Here is a 17,007-nt window from a genome sequence, read left to right on the forward strand (position 1 = left end):
CTTGCGTCGCCGGCTAAGCGGGAATCTCCCGCACGAGTTTTCCGACTTCGCGCCACGCATGACCGATGTGATAGTCGATATGCGCCACGATACGTTCGGGATGGCCTTGTTCGATGGCCGCGAGCACGGGTTCGTGTGTCCGGGCGATTTCATGCGGATCGTCGTACAGCCGGCCGATCAGGCCGATCACCATGCGCATTTCCGACGCGAGATCGTCGAACAACCGCAACAGCCGCCGGTTCGCCGCGATCTCGCAGATCAGGCGGTGAAAGCGGTAGTCCTCCTCGACCTGCCTTGCGGGATCTTCGAGATCAGCGGTCTGGTGCAGCACGTCGATCTGCCGCCGCAGCATGTCGCGCGTCTCCGGTGTGAGATTGCGCGCGGCGAGCACGGCCGCGTGCCGCTCGACGCACAGCCGCAAGTCATAGATGTCGTCGATATCGTCGGCGGCGAATTTGCGCACGAAGAAGCCGCGGCGCGGACTGGCCACCAGAAGCCCCTGCTGTTCCAAGAGCCGCGCGGCCTCGCGCACCGGCGCCCGGCTCACGCCAAGCTCCCGCGCGATCCCCGCTTCCACGACTTTGGAACCCGGCGCCAGCCGGCCTTCGACCACCGCCTGGGTCAGAAGACGGGCGACCTGGCCGACGAGATCGGTGTCGGCGAGGGCGGGCAATCCGACCGGCGGGGACAATGTGCGCATCAAAATGGGTCCATTTTGGCCGATTCTTACCGATTTTAGCCGATTTTACCACTTGTACATAATTTAAGCGTCGATTGTCGACAGTTTAGTCTTGTCATGAGCCTGGTTGCGATGCAACCCTTAGACCTGTTCAAAAAGGGTGCATTCCAATAATGACAGCGCACGTACCGCCTCCGGCCATCAAGGACGGAACCCGGCAAGCCCGAATCGATCTCGCCGCCGCCTACCGGCTGATTCACCGGCTCGGCCTCGACGACAGCATCTACACCCATATCTCGGCCCGGCTGCCGGGCGCCCATGACCGTTTTCTGATCAACCCGTACGGCCTGCGGTTTGAAGAGGTCACCGCGTCCAATCTGGTCACCGTCGATATCGACGGCAACGTCATCGACGACCCGATGAACCTCGGCATCAACCCGGCCGGATTCACCATTCACAGCGCCGTGCATGCGGCGCGAACGGATGCTGCCTGCGTACTGCACACCCACACCGTCGCCGGCGTCGCGGTGTCCTGCCAGAAGCAGGGACTGCTGCCGCTCAATCAATGGTCGATGCAGTTCACCGATCGCCTCGCCTATCACGACTACGAAGGCATCGCGCTCGATCTGGATGAGCGCGAGCGGCTGGTCGCCGACCTCGGCGACAAGTTCGTCATGGTTTTGCGCAACCACGGCATGCTCACCTGCGGACGTTCCGTCGCCGAGGCGTTCAAGCTGATGCACAATCTGGAACGCTCGTGCCGCGCCCAGCTCGCGATCCAGGGCGCCAATGCCGAGATCGTGCCGCTCTCGGCAAGCGTCGCCCGCAAGACCGCGGGTCAATATGGGACCTTCTATGACAGCATCGAACTCAACGGTGTTCCCGATATCGAATGGGTCGCCTTCAAGCGGATGCTGGAACGGTCAGATCCGGATTTCATGAACTAGCCGCACACTCAAACTTCAACGCAACGCGCGCCGCTCAGGCGATCAAGAGAGAGATGTCATGCTAAAGCAATTTGTTATGGGTCTTGCTGTGGTAGGCGGCCTTTCCGGAGGCGCCCTTGCGCTCTTCGGCGCAGCCCTTTCGAGCACAGCCTTTACCAGCACAGCCTTTGCGCAAGAGCCGAAGGCAGGCGGCGTCGTCAATGCCGTAATCCAGCCCGAACCGCCGGGCCTGATGATGGGCATCGTGCAGAACGGCCCGACCCAGATGGTATCAGGCAATATTTACGAAGGCCTGCTGCGCTATAGCCCGAAGCTGGAGCCGCAGCCGGGTCTGGCCGAGAGCTGGAGCGTCAGCGAAGACGGCAAGGTCTACTCGTTCAAGCTCAGGAAGGGTGTCACCTGGCATGACGGCAAACCGTTCACGTCGGCCGACGTGGCGTTCTCGATCGAATTCCTCAAGCAGACCCATCCGCGTGGGCGCAACAATCTGGTCCAGGTCGACAAGGTCGAAACACCAGACGAATCCACCGTCGTGTTCACGCTGAAGCAGCCGTTCGGGCCGTTCCTCGGTATCTTCGAAGTCGGCTCGATGCCGATGATTCCGAAGCACATCTATGAAGGAACCGATTTCAAGACCAACCCGGCCAACAACACGCCCATCGGCACCGGCCCCTTCATGTTCAAGGAATGGCAGAAGGGCTCCTTCATCCGGCTGGTCAAGAACCCGAACTACTACATCAAGGGCAAGCCCAACCTCGACGAAATCTACTGGCACGTCATTCCCGACGCCGCGGCGCGATCGGTGGCGTTCGAAACCGGCAAGGTCGACGTGCTGCCGGGCGGCTCGGTCGAGAATTTCGACGTTCCGCGCCTGAGCAAACTCAAGAACGTGTGCGTCACCGGCGCTGGCTGGGAATTCTTCAGCCCGCATTCCTGGCTGTGGCTCAACAACCGCTCCGGCCCGACCGCCAACAAGAAATTCCGTCAGGCCGTGATGTTCGCGATCGACCGCAATTTTGCAAAGGACGTGATCTGGAACGGTCTCGGCAAGGTCGCCACCGGGCCATCCGGCTCTTCGATCAAGTACTACACGGACGCGGTGACGAAATACGATTTCAATCCGACGAAGGCGAAGGCACTGCTGAAGGAGGCCGGCTACAATGGCGAGAAGGTTCGCCTGCTGCCGCTGCCTTATGGAGAAACCTGGCAGCGTTGGGCCGAGGCCGTGAAGCAAAATCTGCAGGACGTCGGCATCAATATCGAAATGGTGGCGACCGATGTCCCCGGCTGGAATCAGAAAACCGCCGACTGGGACTACGATATCGCCTTCACCTATCTGTACCAGTACGGCGACCCCGCGCTCGGCGTCGGCCGCAATTACGTCTCGAGCCAGATAACGAAGGGCTCGCCGTTCAACAACGTCGAGGGCTATTCGAATCCGGAGATCGATCAACTGTTCGCGGACGGCGCCGTCGCCTTCCCGGATTCTAAGCGCCAGGAGATCTACACCAAGGCGCAGAAGATCCTGACCGACGACGTGCCGGTGGCATGGCTGCTCGAACTGCAGTTCCCCACCATCACCCGCTGCAACGTCAAGAACCTCGTCACGACCGCGATCGGCGTCAATGACGGCTTCCGGGACGCGTGGATCGAAAAGTAACTCCGTAACATCCAGATCGCGGCGGCGGCGCTCCGGCGTCTCGCCGCGATCGGAAATTCCAACACCACGCCTCGAACGCAGCGGAAATTCACACGATGCTCGCATTCATTGCCCAGCGCATTGGCAAGGCCGTCATCGTCCTGCTGGCAATCGTCGTCCTCAACTTTTTCCTGATCCGGCTGGCGCCGGGCGATCCAGCGCTGGTGATGGCCGGTGAAGCCGGCGCCGGCGACCAGATCTTCCTGGCGCAGCTCCGCGAAAAATTCGGCCTCGACCAGCCTCTGCCGGTGCAACTGTTTCTCTACGTCAAGGGCATCGTCAGTCTCGATCTCGGCTTTTCGTTCCGCCAGCAAATGCCGGTTTCAAAGCTGATCCTCGACCGGCTTCCCGCCACCCTGCTGCTGACCGGCACCGCGTTTGCGATCTCGCTCGCGTTCGGCGTCCTGTTCGGAACGCTGGCGGCGCGCCGCGCCGGCAGCTGGACCGACACCCTTATCACGGTGCTGGCGCTGATCTTCTACGCCACGCCGCTGTTCTGGGTCGCGCTGATGGCGATCCTGCTGTTCTCGGTGACGATGGATTGGCTGCCGAGCTTTGGCTACGAGACGGTGGGTGCTGGTTACACCGGGCTCGCTCACGTGCTGGATGTCGGCGCCCACCTGATCATGCCGGCGACCACGATCGGCCTGTTCTTCATGGCCACCTACGCCCGCATGACCCGCGCCTCGATGCTCGAGGTCAAGCGTCTCGACTTCGTCAAGACCGCGCGCGCCAAGGGGTTGCGCGATGCCGTGATCCAGCGCCGTCACGTGCTGCGCAACGCGCTGCTGCCGGTGGTGACGCTGGCGGGATTGCAGGCGGGCACGCTGGTCGGCGGCGCCGTGCTGACCGAAACCGTGTTCGCCTGGCCCGGCATCGGCCGGCTGATGTACGAGGCGCTACTGCAGCGCGACTATAATCTGCTGCTGGGCGTATTCGTGGTCTGTTCGGCGATGGTACTGGCGTTCAACCTGATCACCGACCTGATCTACCGTTCGGTCGATCCCCGCATCGAGTTTGCCGCATGAGACAGTTCTGGAGATTGATGCTCCGCAATCCCGGTGGCCTGATCGGCCTCGTGATCCTGACGGTCGCGATCGTAATTGCTGTGTTCGGTCCCCTGCTGTTTCCGACCTCGCCCTGGCGCATGGTGCAGCGGCCGTTCCTGCCGCCGTTCACGCTGGCCGGCCTGCCGCTCGGCACCGACGCGCTCGGTCGCGACGTGATGGCGGGCATCATCTATGGCGCCCGCGTCTCGCTGCTGGTCGGTCTCGTCTCGACGCTGGCGGCGCTAGCGGTCGGCATTCCCGTGGGCGCTGCGGCCGGCTATTTCGGCGGCCGGATCGGTGACGCCCTGATGCGCTTCACCGAATTCTTCCAGACCGTGCCGAGCTTTGCGCTCGCGATCGTGCTGGTCGCCGTGCTGCAGCCGTCGATCGTCTCGATCGTGATCGCGATTGCCATCGTCAGCTGGCCGCCGGTGGCGCGCCTCGTCCGCGGCGAGGTGCTGTCACTGCGCACCCGTGAATATGTCCAGGCCGCGATCGTGACCGGGCAGACCAATAGCTGGATCATCTGGCGCGAGATCCTGCCCAACGCCCTCTCCCCGGTGATCGTATTGGCGTCGTTGATGGTTGCCACCGCGATCCTGCTCGAATCCTCGCTGTCGTTTCTCGGCCTTGGCGATCCCAATCTGATGTCGTGGGGCTACATGGTCGGCGCCGGCCGCACCGTCATTCGCCAGGCCTGGTGGATCACGGTGTTTCCCGGCGTCGCCATCCTGATCTCGGTGCTGGCGCTGAACCTGATCGGCGAAGGCCTCAACGATGCGCTCAACCCGCGTCTCAACAAGGACGGGCGCTGAGCATGTCTGAAGCCGCTGTAGTCATCAAGGACCTCAAGCTGGCGCTACCGCCCGGCAGCGACCGCGCTTACGCCGTGGATGGCGTGTCGTTCGAGCTCACCGCCGGCAAGATCCTTTGCGTCGTCGGCGAATCCGGCTCGGGCAAGTCGATGTGCGCGCATGCCCTGATGGGTCTGCTGCCCGACACCGTGATCGCCGAGGCCGGCGAAATCACCTTTGGCGGCCAAAACCTGCTGACCCTCGACGCGGATGGCTGGCTCGGTCTGCGCGGCCGCCGCGTTGCGATGGTCTTCCAGGAGCCGATGACGGCGCTCAACCCTTTGATGCGGATCGGCGACCAGATCGCCGAGATGTTCGAGGCGCATGGCCTGCTAACGCCGAAAGAACGGAAGCAAAAGGCCCTCGGCCTGCTGCGCGAAGTCGGCCTGCCCGACCCCGAACGCAGCGTGCGGGCCTATCCGCACCAGCTCTCGGGCGGCCAGCGGCAACGCGCGATGATCGCGATGGCGCTGGCGCTCGAACCGGCGGTGCTGGTGGCTGATGAACCGACGACCGCACTCGACGTCACCACGCAGGCACAGATCCTCAAACTGATCCGCGACCTGCAACGCAGCCGCAACATGGCGGTGATGTTCATCACCCATGATTTCGGCGTCGTCACCGATATCGCCGATCGCGTTGTCGTGCTCCAGCACGGCAAGGTGGTCGAACAGGGCGCAGCCGACGACGTGCTGCAGCGTCCGCAACATCCCTATACAAGGGCGCTGCTGGCCGCCGTACCAAAACTGCAGCCGCCGGCGCGCGTTTCCCGGCTCGATCGGCCGAAAGTGGTCGAGGTAATCGGTATCGAAAAAACCTATGTCAGCGGCGGCGGCTGGTTTCAGCCGACCCGCAGCGTCCAGGCCGCCAAGGAAGTCAGCTTTGACATTTTTCAGGGCGAGACGCTTGGCCTGGTCGGCGAATCCGGGTCCGGCAAATCTTCCATCGCGCGCCTGATCATGCGGCTGATCGAGCCGGATGGCGGCACCGTGCGGCTCGGTGTAACCGACCTGACGCGCATCAATGGAAAGGCGTTGCGCGAACAGCGCAAGCGCATCCAGATGGTGTTTCAGGATCCATTCGCTTCGCTCAATCCGCGCCGCAAGGTCGGCAACATCATCACCGATGGCCCGATCGCGCACGGTGCGGACCCGGCGGCCGCACGAAAGCGGGCGCATGAATTGCTGGGTCTGGTGGGCCTCAATGCAAGTGCCATGGAACGTTTTCCGCACGAATTCTCCGGTGGCCAGCGGCAGCGGATCGGAATCGCGCGAGCGCTGGCGCTCGACCCCGAAATCCTGGTGGCGGATGAAGCCGTCTCCGCGCTCGACGTCTCCGTGCAGGCGCAGGTTCTGAACCTGCTCGAAGACCTCAAGACGCGTCTGGGCCTGTCGATGTTGTTCATTACCCATGATTTGCGGGTGGCAGCGCAGATCTGCGATCGCATCGCGGTGATGCAGCGCGGCTCGATCGTCGAGCTCAGGCCTGCCGCGGCGCTGTTCTCCGCTCCCGAGCACCCCTATACGCGCGAACTTCTTGCCGCGGTGCCCGGCCAGATATCATCTTCCAAGGCGGCGTGAACGATGCGTTGTGCGCTTGTCAGCAGCAGCCTCGATATCAGAGGCTACCTCGGTGCGGAGTTCGCGCGCATAGCCGACCGTATCGAAATCGTCGATCATCGCCGCAATGGGTCGGACGCGGACATCAGCCTTGCGATCGCGTGGCACCCGCCGGCTGACGCCTTCGAGCGTTACCCGAACCTGAAGGCGGTCTGTTCGCTCGGCGCCGGCGTCGACAATATTGTCGCCTGCCCGAGCCTGCGGCCGGATATCGACGTCGTTCGCATCGTCGATCCCCTGCAGGCGCAGACGATGTCAGGCTTTGTCATCTGGCATGTGATCTCGCACCAGCGACGTTTTGCAACTTATCTGGCCCAGCAGCGTGGCAGAATCTGGAAGCGCCTCCCGCAGCGTGCCGCACAGGACGTGCCGGTCGGCATCCTCGGTTACGGCGAAATCGGCCAGCGCGTTGCCGCCGACCTTGCGCAGCTCGGTTTCCCCGTCATGGCGTGGAGCCGGACGGCGAAGCCGACGCCCGCCTCCGTTCGGGGATTCCATGGCCCCGCCGGCCTTGGCGCCATGCTTGGTGAAAGCGAGGTGCTGGTGAACCTGCTGCCGTTGACGCAGGAGACTCAGGGCATTCTCAACGCGGAACTGTTCGCCCGCATGCGCCGCGGCGGCTACCTCATCCAGGTCGGACGCGGCGAACATCTGGTCGATGCGGACCTGCTAGCTGCGCTGGAGAGCGGTCAGCTCGACGGCGCCGCGCTCGACGTGTTCGCGGCCGAACCGCTGGCGCCGGCGCACCCGTTCTGGCATCATCCCAAAATCGTCGTGACGCCACACGACGCCTGCGAAGTCCGGGTCGAGGCCGTTGCGACCACGGTCGTCGCAACCGCCGACGCGATACAAACCGGCCGACGGCCGCCGAACGCCATCGACCGCCAACGCGGCTATTGACCGGTCGTACGCCCCCAAAGGATCACGGCCTAAAGGACACTGCGGTGCCAGACTCCTCTCCCGCGATTGACGCGGCACATCCGATCGATGGCCTGCGCGCCGCATCAAGCATTCCGGAATCGCTTGCCAAGGAACTGGCGGCCGAACATTACGGCCTGCCCGTCACGGTGCGTCGCCTCGACAGCGAGCGCGATCAGAATCTCCGGCTGCGGACGCCGGATGGCCGCGAATATGTGCTGAAGATCGCGAACCCCACGGAGGATCGCGCGGTCACGAATCTGCAGACCGAAGCCCTGGTTCAGCTGGCCGCCGCCGACCCCGGCCTGCCGGTGCCGCGCATCTTCCCCGCGTTGAACGGCGCAACGGAACTCGAGATCGGCTTCGACGACGGCTCGACGCGGGTCGTGCGTCTCTTGTCGTTTCTTGCCGGAACACCATTCCACACCGTCGAGAGTTCAGCGGCGCTGCGGCGCGACCTCGGTCAGTGCGCGGCACGGATGGCACGGGGGCTTCGCGACTTCCGGCATCCCGGCGCCAACCACAAGCTGCTGTGGGATCTTCAGCACGCCGCCGAATTGCGTCCATTGATCGACGCCGTCCCGGCCGACCGACGCACTCTCGTCGAGCGCACCCTCGACCGGTTCGAGACGCACGCCCTTCCCGTGCTCTCGAGCCTGCCCAAACAGCCGCTTCACAACGATCTCAACCCGCACAACATCGTCGTCGATTCCGCCAACAGCGAGCGCATCGCGGGAATCATCGACTTCGGCGACATGACGTCGACCGCCCGGGTCGTCGACCTTGCCGTGACCGCGGCGTACCAGGTCGTCGATGGCGACGATCCGCTCGCGCCCGCCTGCGATATGATCGCGGCTTACCATGCGGTCACGCCGCTCGACGGAATCGAGTTCGAGATCTTGTTCGACCTGATCGCGACGCGCATGGTGATGACCATCGTGATCAGCAGCTGGCGGGCCATCCGCTATCCCGGGAATCGGGATTATATTCTACGCAACAATCCGGCGGCCTGGGGCAGACTGCAGCGAATCGCTGGTATCCCCCGGGCACAGGCCCGGCAGCAGATTCAGTCTGCCTGCAATTCGGAGTAAAACAGATGTCCACCAACCATGAGGCTGCTTCGGCCAACGACTTGATCGCACGGCGCAAGCGGCTGCTCGGTCCGGCCTACCGTCTGTTCTACGAACAACCGGTGCAATTTGTCCGCGGCGAAGGCGTGTGGCTCTACGATCCCGCCGGCAATGCCTATCTGGACGCCTATAACAATGTCGCGTCGGTCGGACACTCGCATCCCCGCGTCGTGCAGGCGATCGCACGGCAGGCCGCGGTGCTGAACACCCATACGCGCTATCTGCACGAGACCGTGCTCGACTATGCCGAAAAACTGCTAGCCACCTTCCCGGCCGAGATCAGCCAGATCATGTTCACCTGCACCGGCAGCGAGGCCAACGACCTCGCGCTGCGTGTGGCCCGCACCTGCACCGGCGGCACCGGCTTCATCGTGACGGAAACCGCCTATCACGGCGTCACCAGCGCGCTGGCCGAGCTGTCGCCTTCGCTCGGGCTGCCGCTGGCAAAGGACAGCCACGCCCGGTTGGTGCCGGCGCCGCGTTCTGCCGGCGACGATACCGGCGAGACCTTTGCGCGGCACGTTCGCGGCGCGCTCGACGACATGCGCAAAAACGGAATTCGTCCGGCCGGACTGTTGGTCGACACGATCTTCTCCAGCGACGGGGTGTTCGCGGACCCTGCGGGCTTCCTGCGCCCCGCCGTCGAAGCGGTGCGTGCGGCCGGCGGCATCTTTATCGCCGACGAGGTGCAGCCAGGCTTCGGGCGCACCGGCGAGCAGATGTGGGGTTTTGCCCGCCACGGTCTCATTCCCGATCTGGTCACGATGGGCAAGCCGATGGGCAATGGCCATCCAGTCGCCGGAATGGCGGCGCGTCCGGAAGTGCTGGCCGAATTCGGCGCGCGGTCACGCTATTTCAACACCTTTGGCGGCAATCCCGTCTCGGCGGCGGCCGGAATAGCCGTGCTTGAAGTGATCGAGTCCGAAGGCTTGCTTGCGAATGCACAGCGCGTCGGCGCCTATCTGCGTGAACAGTTTCGGCAGCTGCAGGCGCGCCATCCATTGATATCAGAGGTGCGCGGCGCCGGATTGTTCTTTGGCGTGGAGCTGCGGCACGGCGGTCCCACCGGAACGCCGGCCGCCAGCGAAACAGCAGCCATCGTCAATATGCTGCGCGAGCGGCACGTGCTGATCAGCGCCGCCGGACCGCAAGCCAACGTTCTCAAGATCCGGCCGCAGCTGGTGTTCACCACTGCGCATGCGGACGTGCTGGTGGAGAAACTCGATCAGGTTTTGCAGGCGCTGAAATAGCCGCAAAGCAACTAGGTAAGCGCGCGGACGGCCTTGAAGCCGTGCGAGGCCGCCTCCAGCGCCGCGTCGATATCGGCGGCCTGATGGGCCGACGACAGGAACATGTTGTGCACGGGATGAAAGAACGCGCCGTGGCGCTAAGCCGCTGAACAGAACGCCCGGCCCTTCTTCACATCCGGATCGGCGTCGAACAGCATCAGCGGCATCTGCGGCGGGCCACTCTGCCGGATCGCGACGCCGTACTGGTTCGCCAGCGACGCCAGCCCCTCGCGCAGCCGCAAGCCCATGGTGCGGAGTTGCCCGGGCACATCGGTTTCACGCGCGATCCGCAGCGTCGTCCGAGCCGCTGCCATCGCCACGGTGCCGCACCAGAACGAGCCGGTCACGAACACCTTTGTTGCCGCCTCGCGGAATTTGTCATTGCCGGTCACGGCCGCCAGCGCGTAGCCGTTGGCGATTGCCTTGCTCCAGGCGGCCAGATCCGGCCGCACCCCGAGCGCCTCCCAGCTTCCCCTGATATCGAGCCGCAGCCCGGTGCGCACCTCGTCGAGAATGAGCGCGGCGTCAGCGGCGTCGCACGCGGCGCGTGCAGCGGCGGCGAATTCGCGCGTCGGCAATTCGAGATCGCGGGCGATGTCATGCCGGAAGCCGGTGACCAGGATCGCCGCAAGATCCTTTCCCGCTTCATCGACCGCCGCCTGCAGGCTCGCGACGTCGTTGTATTCGAAGTGCAGCAGATGCGCGCGGTCTTCGCTGGTGACGCCGGCCACGCTCGGCGAGCACCAGGGCAGCGCGCCGTGATAGCTGCCCTTGGCGACCAGCACCTTGCGCCGACCGGTGCCGGCCCGCGCGATGGTCACGCAAGCCGTGGTGGCGTCACCGCCGTTCTTCTGGAACATCGCCCAATCCGCATGCGGCACCATCGCAACGAAATCTTCGGCCAGATCCACCATCACCTCGCCCGGGCCGTTCAGACAATCGCCCAGGGCAGCCTGCGCCTCGGCCGCGGCCTGCACTTCGGGGTGGCGATGGCCGAGCAGCACCGGTCCCCAGCTGCACATGAAGTCGATATATTCGCGCCCGTCGACGTCGCGCACCCGGCATCCCTCGGCGGAGGCGAAGAACTGCGGATAGCCTTCCGGCAGCCGCGCGGCGTTGAGATGTCCCCACATGCCGCCGGGCACCACGCGCTGGGCTCGCGCCCGCAACATCGCATCCGCGCTCTGTGTTTCACTCAATACCGCTGCCTGCTTGTTCATGGGCGTCCTCTTGGTGTGCGCTTATTGTTTTTCTCGCGTGCCGCAGACGTGGTAGCTCCCCGCTTCGATGAAGAGGGAGGCTCCATCCCGCCATCAAAGCATCGCACGCGAACAACGGCAAGATGCCGACGAAATGCGAGCCCGTTCCGGCGCAGCTATCAGGCATGGCTTTGCATGCGCGCTTGCGTATGATGCCTCCGCCGCAAGAACAACAAATCAGAAAAACTCGGGAGCGCCCTTTGACCGCAACCACCACCCGGATCAACCCAGCCGATCACCTGCCGGACTATGTCAGCCCGGCGCAGGTGAAGGGGCTGCTCGGCCATGTCGACATCTGGCGCGACGCGTGGGGCATCCCGCATGTCCGCGCCGGCACCTATCAGGATGCGTTCGCCGGGCTTGGATTTGCGCAGGCGCAAGACCGGCTCTGGCAGATGGAGGCGTTGTTGCGGCGTGGCACCGGCCGCTATGCCGAATGGCTCGGCGCCCGCGCTGTTGCCGGCGATGTGATTGCCCGGCAGATGAATGGCGACGCCGCCTCGCGCCGTGACTACGCCCTGCTCGGCGACGAGGCCAAGGCGATGCTGGTGGCGTACGCGCGCGGCGTCAACGCGTTCATCGCGCTGCGCCGATGGCCGGTCGAATACAAAATCCTCGGCTGCGAACCGATGGCCTGGGAGCCCTGGCATTCCATCGCTGTCATGCGGCAGATCGGATTCCTGATGGGATCGGTGTGGTGGAAGCTCTGGCGGGCCGCGGCGCTGCCGATCGTCGGCGCCGACAACATCGCAAAGCTGCGCTTCGATGATGGCGGCAGCGATCTGCTGTGCGTGCCGCCGGGCGTCGAAGGCAAGCGGCTCGCGGCAGCCCTTGCCGATCTCAAGCCCGGCATCTCTGCGCTGCTGGCGACCGCACAGGAGCAGATGGGCGCCGAACTCGACGGCGGCAGCAACAATTGGGCGATCTCCGCCGAGCGTACATCGACCGGCCGGGCGATCGTCGCCGGCGATCCGCATCGCGTACTGGAAATGCCGAACATGTACGCGCAGGCGCATCTCACCTGCGACGAGTTCGACGTCATCGGCCTCACCGTGCCCGGCGTGCCCGGCTTCCCGCATTTCGGGCACACGGCCAATGTCGCCTGGTGCGTGACGCATGCCTTTGTCGACATCCACGATCTCTATGTCGAGCAATTCGACGCCGACGCCCGCCACTATCGCTTCAAAGGAGAGATGCTGCCGGCGACGCATCGCCCCGAGACCATCAAGGTGCGCAACGGCAAGGACGTCGCGATCAACGTGGTCGAAACCCAGCATGGTCCCGTCATCGCGGGCGACCCGACAAAGGGCACCGCGCTGGCGCTCAAGTCTGTGCAGTTCGCGGTGCCCGACGCCTCATTCGATTGCATGGTGCGGATGCTGCGCGCCAAATCGGTCGAGCAACTATACGAGGCGACGCGCGGCTTTGCGCTGTTGGATCACAATGTCGTCGCCGGCGACACATCAGGCAAAATCGGCCATCGTGTGCGCGCCTTGGTGCCGAAGCGGCCGCGCTCCAATGGCTGGTTGCCGGTGCCGGGCTGGACCGGCGAGCACGAATGGGACGGCATGGTGCCGTTCGAAGACATGCCGCATACGATCGCGCCGGATAAGGGGATGATCGTGACCGCCAACAACCGCGTGGTGGAGCCCGAGCGCGAACCATATCTCTCGACCGACCCGATGCCGCCGCACCGCACCCGCCGCATCTGGCTGCGGCTCAAGGAACTGAAGCGGCCCTCGCCCGAGCAGATGCCGGCCATTCACCGCGACCTCCTGAGCATTCCCGCCATCGAAATCCGCGAACGCCTACGCGCGGTCGGGCTGCCGGCGGAGACGAAGCATTTGTGCGACCTGATCCTCGGCTGGGACGGCGAGATGCGCGGCGATTCGGTCGCGGCCGCGGCCTATTCCGCCGTTCGGCTGGAATTGACAAAGCTCGCGCTTCGCCGATCGGGCCTCGACAAGACCGCCGACAGCGATTTCACCAAGGTGGCACCGGGACTGTTTCCGGAAGTCCAATTCTGGTGGACGCTGCCGCAACTGCTGCGCAGCAATGACGAGAGCCTCTTGAACGGCGCGACATGGAATGAGCTGCTGCGCGAGGCCGTTGTCACGGTGGCGAAGAATGCGCCGACCGCCGATTGGGGCACGCTGCATACACCGAAGCTCAAGCACGCGCTCTCGGTCGCTTTCCCCGACTATGCCGGTCAGCTCGACAAGGACTGCGCCAAGATTTCCGGCGACAATGATTGCGTGTTCATGGCGGGATATTCGATGAAGTTTGGCTTCCAGGCCACCTCGTCCGCATTGTCCCGTTACGTCTTCGACGTCGGCGCATGGAACAACTGCCGGTGGATCGTCTTCCATGGCGCGTCGGGCCATCCGGCCAGTCCGCATTACGCGAACCAGAACGCGACATGGGCAAAAGGCGAAATGGTGCCGATGCTCTACGATTGGGAGGCGATCAAGCGCGGGGCGAGTTCACACCAGACGCTCAGCAGGTGAGTTACCTCGGCACCACGGCGGTCGCCTCGATCTCGACCCGTGCGGCCTTCTCGACAAGCCGCACCACCTGCACCAGCGCCATCGCCGGATAATGCGCGCCAAAAGTTTCGCGATAGACTTTTCCGAGCGCTTTCAGGTTCGCCAGATATTCCTCGATGTCGACGACGTACCAGGTCAGCCGCACGAGGTGTTCGGGCTTCGCGCCGCCCTCGCTAAGGATCGCGGCTATGTTCTCCAGCGTCTGGCGCACCTGCGCGATGAAGCCATCGGCCAGAACGTTGCTGGCGTCCCAGCCGATCACGCCGCCGGTCACCACCAGCCGGCCGTCGGCGGCCATGCCGTTGGCGTAACCTTTCGGCACCGGCCAGCCGCTCGGCTGCAGGATCTGCAAGCCCGAGGCCGGCACCTCATCCTTCGCCACCGGCAACACCGCCAGCGTGGGCCCTTTTTGCGTGCTCACAAAAATCTCTCCATCACTTCCAAATTGTTGTTTGACGCGTTTTCTTTACGCGAACCGGTATCCACTTCGCTCGAAAACGCTATGCGCTTCATTCCGCAGCCATGCCGGCCGAGGCCGAACCGGTCTGCGCCATCTGCCGCAAGGCGAACCGCCGCAACTTGCCGGTCTCGGTCTTGGGCAGTTGCGCGACGAATTCGATCGCGCGCGGATATTTGTAGGGCGCGATCTCGCGCTTGACGTGCTCCTGCAACGCGGTCACCAGCGCCGCATCGGCGTCGATGCCGGAGGCGACCACGATGTAAGCCTTGACGATCATGCCGCGCGCCTCGTCGGGCGCGCCGACGACGCCGCACTCGGCGACCGCCGGATGCGTCAGCAGTGCGGCCTCGATCTCGGGGCCCGCGATGTTGTAGCCGGAGGAGACAATCATATCGTCCGACCGCGCCACGAACGACAAGCGTCCCGTCTCGTCGCGGACGAAGGAATCGCCGGTCAGGTTCCAGCCGTCGCGGACGTAATTCGATTGCCTGCTATCCGCGAGATAGCGGCATCCGGTCGGGCCGCGAACCGCGAGCTTGCCGACCGTGCCCGCCGGCAACTCGTTCATGTCATCGTCAACGATCTTGGCCTCGTAACCTGAGACCGGGAGCCCGGTCGTTCCCGCGACGGCCTCTCCAACCCGGTTGGTGATGAAGATATGCAGCAATTCGGTGCTGCCTATGCCGTCGAGAATTGGCTTTCCGGTCTTGCGGGTCCAGCTGTCGAACACCGGCGCAGGCAAGGTCTCGCCGGCCGACACCGCCAGCCGCAACGACGACAGATCCGCGCCCTTGTCCATCGCGGCCAGCATCGCGCGATATGCCGTCGGCGAGGTAAAGCAGATCGTGGCTTTGTAGGTCTCGATGATCTTGACCATCTCGGGAGGTGAAGCGTTTTCCAGCAAAGTCGCCGTCGCGCCGAACCGCAGCGGAAAGATCGCAAGGCCGCCGAGGCCGAACGTAAAGGCCAGCGGCGGCGAGCCGACGAACACGTCGTCTTTGGTGACGTTGAGGACTTCGCGCGCATAGCCATCGGCCACGATCAGGAGATCGCGATGGAAATGCATCGTCGCCTTCGGCTCGCCCGTGGTGCCCGAGGTAAATCCCAGCAGCGCAACATCATCCCGTCCGGTCTTGACGGCGTCGAAGCGGACCGGCTTGTTGAGCGCCACCCGGTCGAGCTCGGCGTCATGGTTCGACGTACCGTCGAAATTCACCACCTGCCTGAGAAACTTGCTGGTCTTGGCGCAGGCAACCAGTTCGTCGGCGATGCGGCTGTCGGTCAGCGCCAGCGCGATCTCAGCCTTGTCGACGATTTTGGACAACTCGCCGGCACGCAGCATCGGCATGGTGTTGACGACAACGGCGCCCGCTTTGGTCGCCGCGAGCCATGCCGCCACCAGCGCGGGATTGTTGCCGGAGCGGATCAGCACGCGGTTGCCGGGCTTGACGCCGTAATTCTCCACCAGCGCATGCGCCAGGCGGTTCGACCAATCGGCGAGTTCCTTGTAGGTCCGCTGGCGGCCATTGCCGATCAGCGCCGTGCGGTCACCGAAGCCCTTCTCTACGATCCGGTCGGTCAGCTCGACCGCGGCGTTGAGATATTCGGGGTATTGAAATTCCGGTCGGTCGAGAACCAGTTCCGGCCATTGCTCCGGCGGCGGCAGGTTGCGCCGCGCAAAATCATCGACGTGACCCGATGGGCCAAGGTCTAAATTTCTACCTGACATTTCCATCGCCCTCGCGTTCGGGATGAAAGGCTTGTGAAGACCGTCCGGCAGTGCTCCATTGGCAATCATTTTATACTTAAAGTAATTTGGCGCAAGGGCCCAGATCAGGGCCGTTCCACTCTTTTTTGGAAGCCGGCGCGCCGGCAGGTCCAGGCTGCGCCTACGCCGTCCGCGCCTTCGCGGATTTCTGCGCCGATGCTTTGGTCTTGGCCAGGAGCCGCATCAGTTCGCGGACATCCTTCGGTGTCAAATCCCCGAAGATGTCGGCGATCCACAACTCATGCTCGGCAGCCATCTTGCGGAACTCGACACGGCCGGCCTTGGTCAGGCGGATCACCTGGACGCGGCGGTCGGCATCCGAGGTGCGCCGGTCGAGATGGCCGGATTCGACGAGGCGCTCGACCAGTCCGGTGACGTTGCCGTTCGACACCATCATCCGCTTCGAAACGTCTGATAGCGTCATGCCGTCGGGCACCTTGTCGAGCTGGGCCATCAGGTCGAAGCGCGGCAGCGTCACATCGAAGCGTTCGCGCAGCCGGCTGCGAACCTCGCCCTCGATCAGGGTGGTACAGGTCAGAAGGCGGAGCCACAGCCTGATTTCATCCCCGTGATCCTCGGGGAGTTCGACAGCCTTGGTCTCTGAATCAAGCATCATGACGCCAATTTGTCTGATTTGCGCGTGCGGGGAATCGAGCAGACCGCAGCTTGCTATCATGGTCCAGATTTCTTTAGGGTTCAAGCATTTGGCGCGCAGCTTGCATGGCTTTCTTACATGGATTCTTATTTGCGGGCTTGTTGCTTGCGGCCGAAGTCATCCTCAGAATAAGCT

At 63.9% G+C, this 17,007-nt stretch carries 13 protein-coding genes and 1 pseudogene; 9 read left to right on the forward strand and 5 right to left on the reverse strand.

Annotated features, from left to right (window positions below; all coding sequences use genetic code 11):
• Positions 1-13: 13 nt before the first annotated feature.
• Entirely contained in the window at positions 14-700 is a 687-nt protein-coding gene (locus JQ600_RS12720; protein WP_212205668.1) for a GntR family transcriptional regulator, read from the reverse strand.
• Positions 701-852: 152 nt separating this feature from the next.
• On the opposite strand from JQ600_RS12720, the gene JQ600_RS12725 reads away from it, so the two are divergent.
• The 8 genes from JQ600_RS12725 to JQ600_RS12760 all read left to right on the forward strand — a co-directional run bounded on the left by JQ600_RS12725 (position 853) and on the right by JQ600_RS12760 (position 10,145).
• Complete coding sequence (locus JQ600_RS12725) at positions 853-1,626, forward strand: class II aldolase/adducin family protein (protein ID WP_212391109.1); 774 nt, start codon at positions 853-855, stop codon at positions 1,624-1,626.
• Between the two features lie 58 nt (positions 1,627-1,684).
• Positions 1,685-3,286, forward strand: coding sequence for an ABC transporter substrate-binding protein (locus JQ600_RS12730; protein WP_212391107.1), 1,602 nt, complete (start codon positions 1,685-1,687; stop codon positions 3,284-3,286).
• A gap of 95 nt (positions 3,287-3,381) precedes the next feature.
• Positions 3,382-4,353 carry an ABC transporter permease gene (locus JQ600_RS12735; RefSeq protein WP_212269094.1) on the forward strand — a complete coding sequence of 324 codons (972 nt, stop codon included), beginning with the start codon at positions 3,382-3,384 and terminating at the stop codon, positions 4,351-4,353.
• Positions 4,350-5,189, forward strand: a complete 840-nt coding sequence (locus tag JQ600_RS12740) for an ABC transporter permease (RefSeq protein ID WP_212269093.1) — start codon at positions 4,350-4,352, stop codon at positions 5,187-5,189. The genes JQ600_RS12735 and JQ600_RS12740 overlap by 4 nt, the downstream gene beginning before the upstream one ends.
• A 2-nt stretch (positions 5,190-5,191) precedes the next feature.
• Positions 5,192-6,808, forward strand: coding sequence for an ABC transporter ATP-binding protein (locus JQ600_RS12745; protein ID WP_212391105.1), 1,617 nt, complete (start codon positions 5,192-5,194; stop codon positions 6,806-6,808).
• A gap of 3 nt (positions 6,809-6,811) precedes the next feature.
• A complete protein-coding gene (locus tag JQ600_RS12750) occupies positions 6,812-7,747 on the forward strand; it encodes a glyoxylate/hydroxypyruvate reductase A (RefSeq protein WP_212391103.1) in 936 nt (311 codons plus the stop codon).
• Positions 7,748-7,914: 167 nt separating this feature from the next.
• Entirely contained in the window at positions 7,915-8,856 is a 942-nt protein-coding gene (locus JQ600_RS12755) for a phosphotransferase (RefSeq protein WP_212391101.1), read from the forward strand.
• Positions 8,857-8,861: 5 nt separating this feature from the next.
• A complete protein-coding gene (locus tag JQ600_RS12760) occupies positions 8,862-10,145 on the forward strand; it encodes an aspartate aminotransferase family protein (protein ID WP_212391099.1) in 1,284 nt (427 codons plus the stop codon).
• Between the two features lie 11 nt (positions 10,146-10,156).
• On the opposite strand, the pseudogene JQ600_RS12765 reads toward JQ600_RS12760, so the two are convergent.
• Positions 10,157-11,404, reverse strand: a pseudogene (locus JQ600_RS12765) (aminotransferase class III-fold pyridoxal phosphate-dependent enzyme).
• A 239-nt stretch (positions 11,405-11,643) separates the two neighbouring features.
• Here JQ600_RS12765 and JQ600_RS12770 point away from each other — a divergent pair.
• Positions 11,644-13,950 carry a penicillin acylase family protein gene (locus JQ600_RS12770; RefSeq protein ID WP_249135853.1) on the forward strand — a complete coding sequence of 769 codons (2,307 nt, stop codon included), beginning with the start codon at positions 11,644-11,646 and terminating at the stop codon, positions 13,948-13,950.
• 1 nt (position 13,951) lies between these two features.
• Here JQ600_RS12770 and JQ600_RS12775 read toward each other — a convergent pair whose 3' ends face one another.
• From JQ600_RS12775 to JQ600_RS12785, 3 genes are all read right to left on the reverse strand, one after another.
• Positions 13,952-14,410 carry a RidA family protein gene (locus JQ600_RS12775; RefSeq protein WP_212391096.1) on the reverse strand — a complete coding sequence of 153 codons (459 nt, stop codon included), beginning with the start codon at positions 14,408-14,410 and terminating at the stop codon, positions 13,952-13,954.
• An 88-nt stretch (positions 14,411-14,498) separates the two neighbouring features.
• Complete coding sequence (locus JQ600_RS12780) at positions 14,499-16,178, reverse strand: benzoate-CoA ligase family protein (RefSeq protein WP_212489939.1); 1,680 nt, start codon at positions 16,176-16,178, stop codon at positions 14,499-14,501.
• Positions 16,179-16,338: 160 nt separating this feature from the next.
• Positions 16,339-16,833 carry a MarR family winged helix-turn-helix transcriptional regulator gene (locus tag JQ600_RS12785; RefSeq protein WP_192734383.1) on the reverse strand — a complete coding sequence of 165 codons (495 nt, stop codon included), beginning with the start codon at positions 16,831-16,833 and terminating at the stop codon, positions 16,339-16,341.
• Positions 16,834-17,007: the final 174 nt, after the last annotated feature.

The organism is Bradyrhizobium sp. AUGA SZCCT0176 (assembly GCF_018130145.1).
GTDB lineage: Bacteria > Pseudomonadota > Alphaproteobacteria > Rhizobiales > Xanthobacteraceae > Bradyrhizobium.

Bases quoted from the DNA above. Each gene is read 5' to 3' on its own strand.
- JQ600_RS12760 (WP_212391099.1), top strand. From the start codon at position 8,862: ATGTCCACCAACCATGAGGCTGCTTCGGCCAACGACTTGATCGCACGG.
- JQ600_RS12785 (WP_192734383.1), bottom strand. From the start codon at position 16,833: ATGATGCTTGATTCAGAGACCAAGGCTGTCGAACTCCCCGAGGATCAC.
- JQ600_RS12730 (WP_212391107.1), top strand. From the start codon at position 1,685: ATGCTAAAGCAATTTGTTATGGGTCTTGCTGTGGTAGGCGGCCTTTCC.
- JQ600_RS12725 (WP_212391109.1), top strand. From the start codon at position 853: ATGACAGCGCACGTACCGCCTCCGGCCATCAAGGACGGAACCCGGCAA.
- JQ600_RS12720 (WP_212205668.1), bottom strand. From the start codon at position 700: ATGCGCACATTGTCCCCGCCGGTCGGATTGCCCGCCCTCGCCGACACC.
- JQ600_RS12735 (WP_212269094.1), top strand. From the start codon at position 3,382: ATGCTCGCATTCATTGCCCAGCGCATTGGCAAGGCCGTCATCGTCCTG.
- JQ600_RS12740 (WP_212269093.1), top strand. From the start codon at position 4,350: ATGAGACAGTTCTGGAGATTGATGCTCCGCAATCCCGGTGGCCTGATC.
- JQ600_RS12745 (WP_212391105.1), top strand. From the start codon at position 5,192: ATGTCTGAAGCCGCTGTAGTCATCAAGGACCTCAAGCTGGCGCTACCG.
- JQ600_RS12750 (WP_212391103.1), top strand. From the start codon at position 6,812: ATGCGTTGTGCGCTTGTCAGCAGCAGCCTCGATATCAGAGGCTACCTC.
- JQ600_RS12780 (WP_212489939.1), bottom strand. From the start codon at position 16,178: ATGTCAGGTAGAAATTTAGACCTTGGCCCATCGGGTCACGTCGATGAT.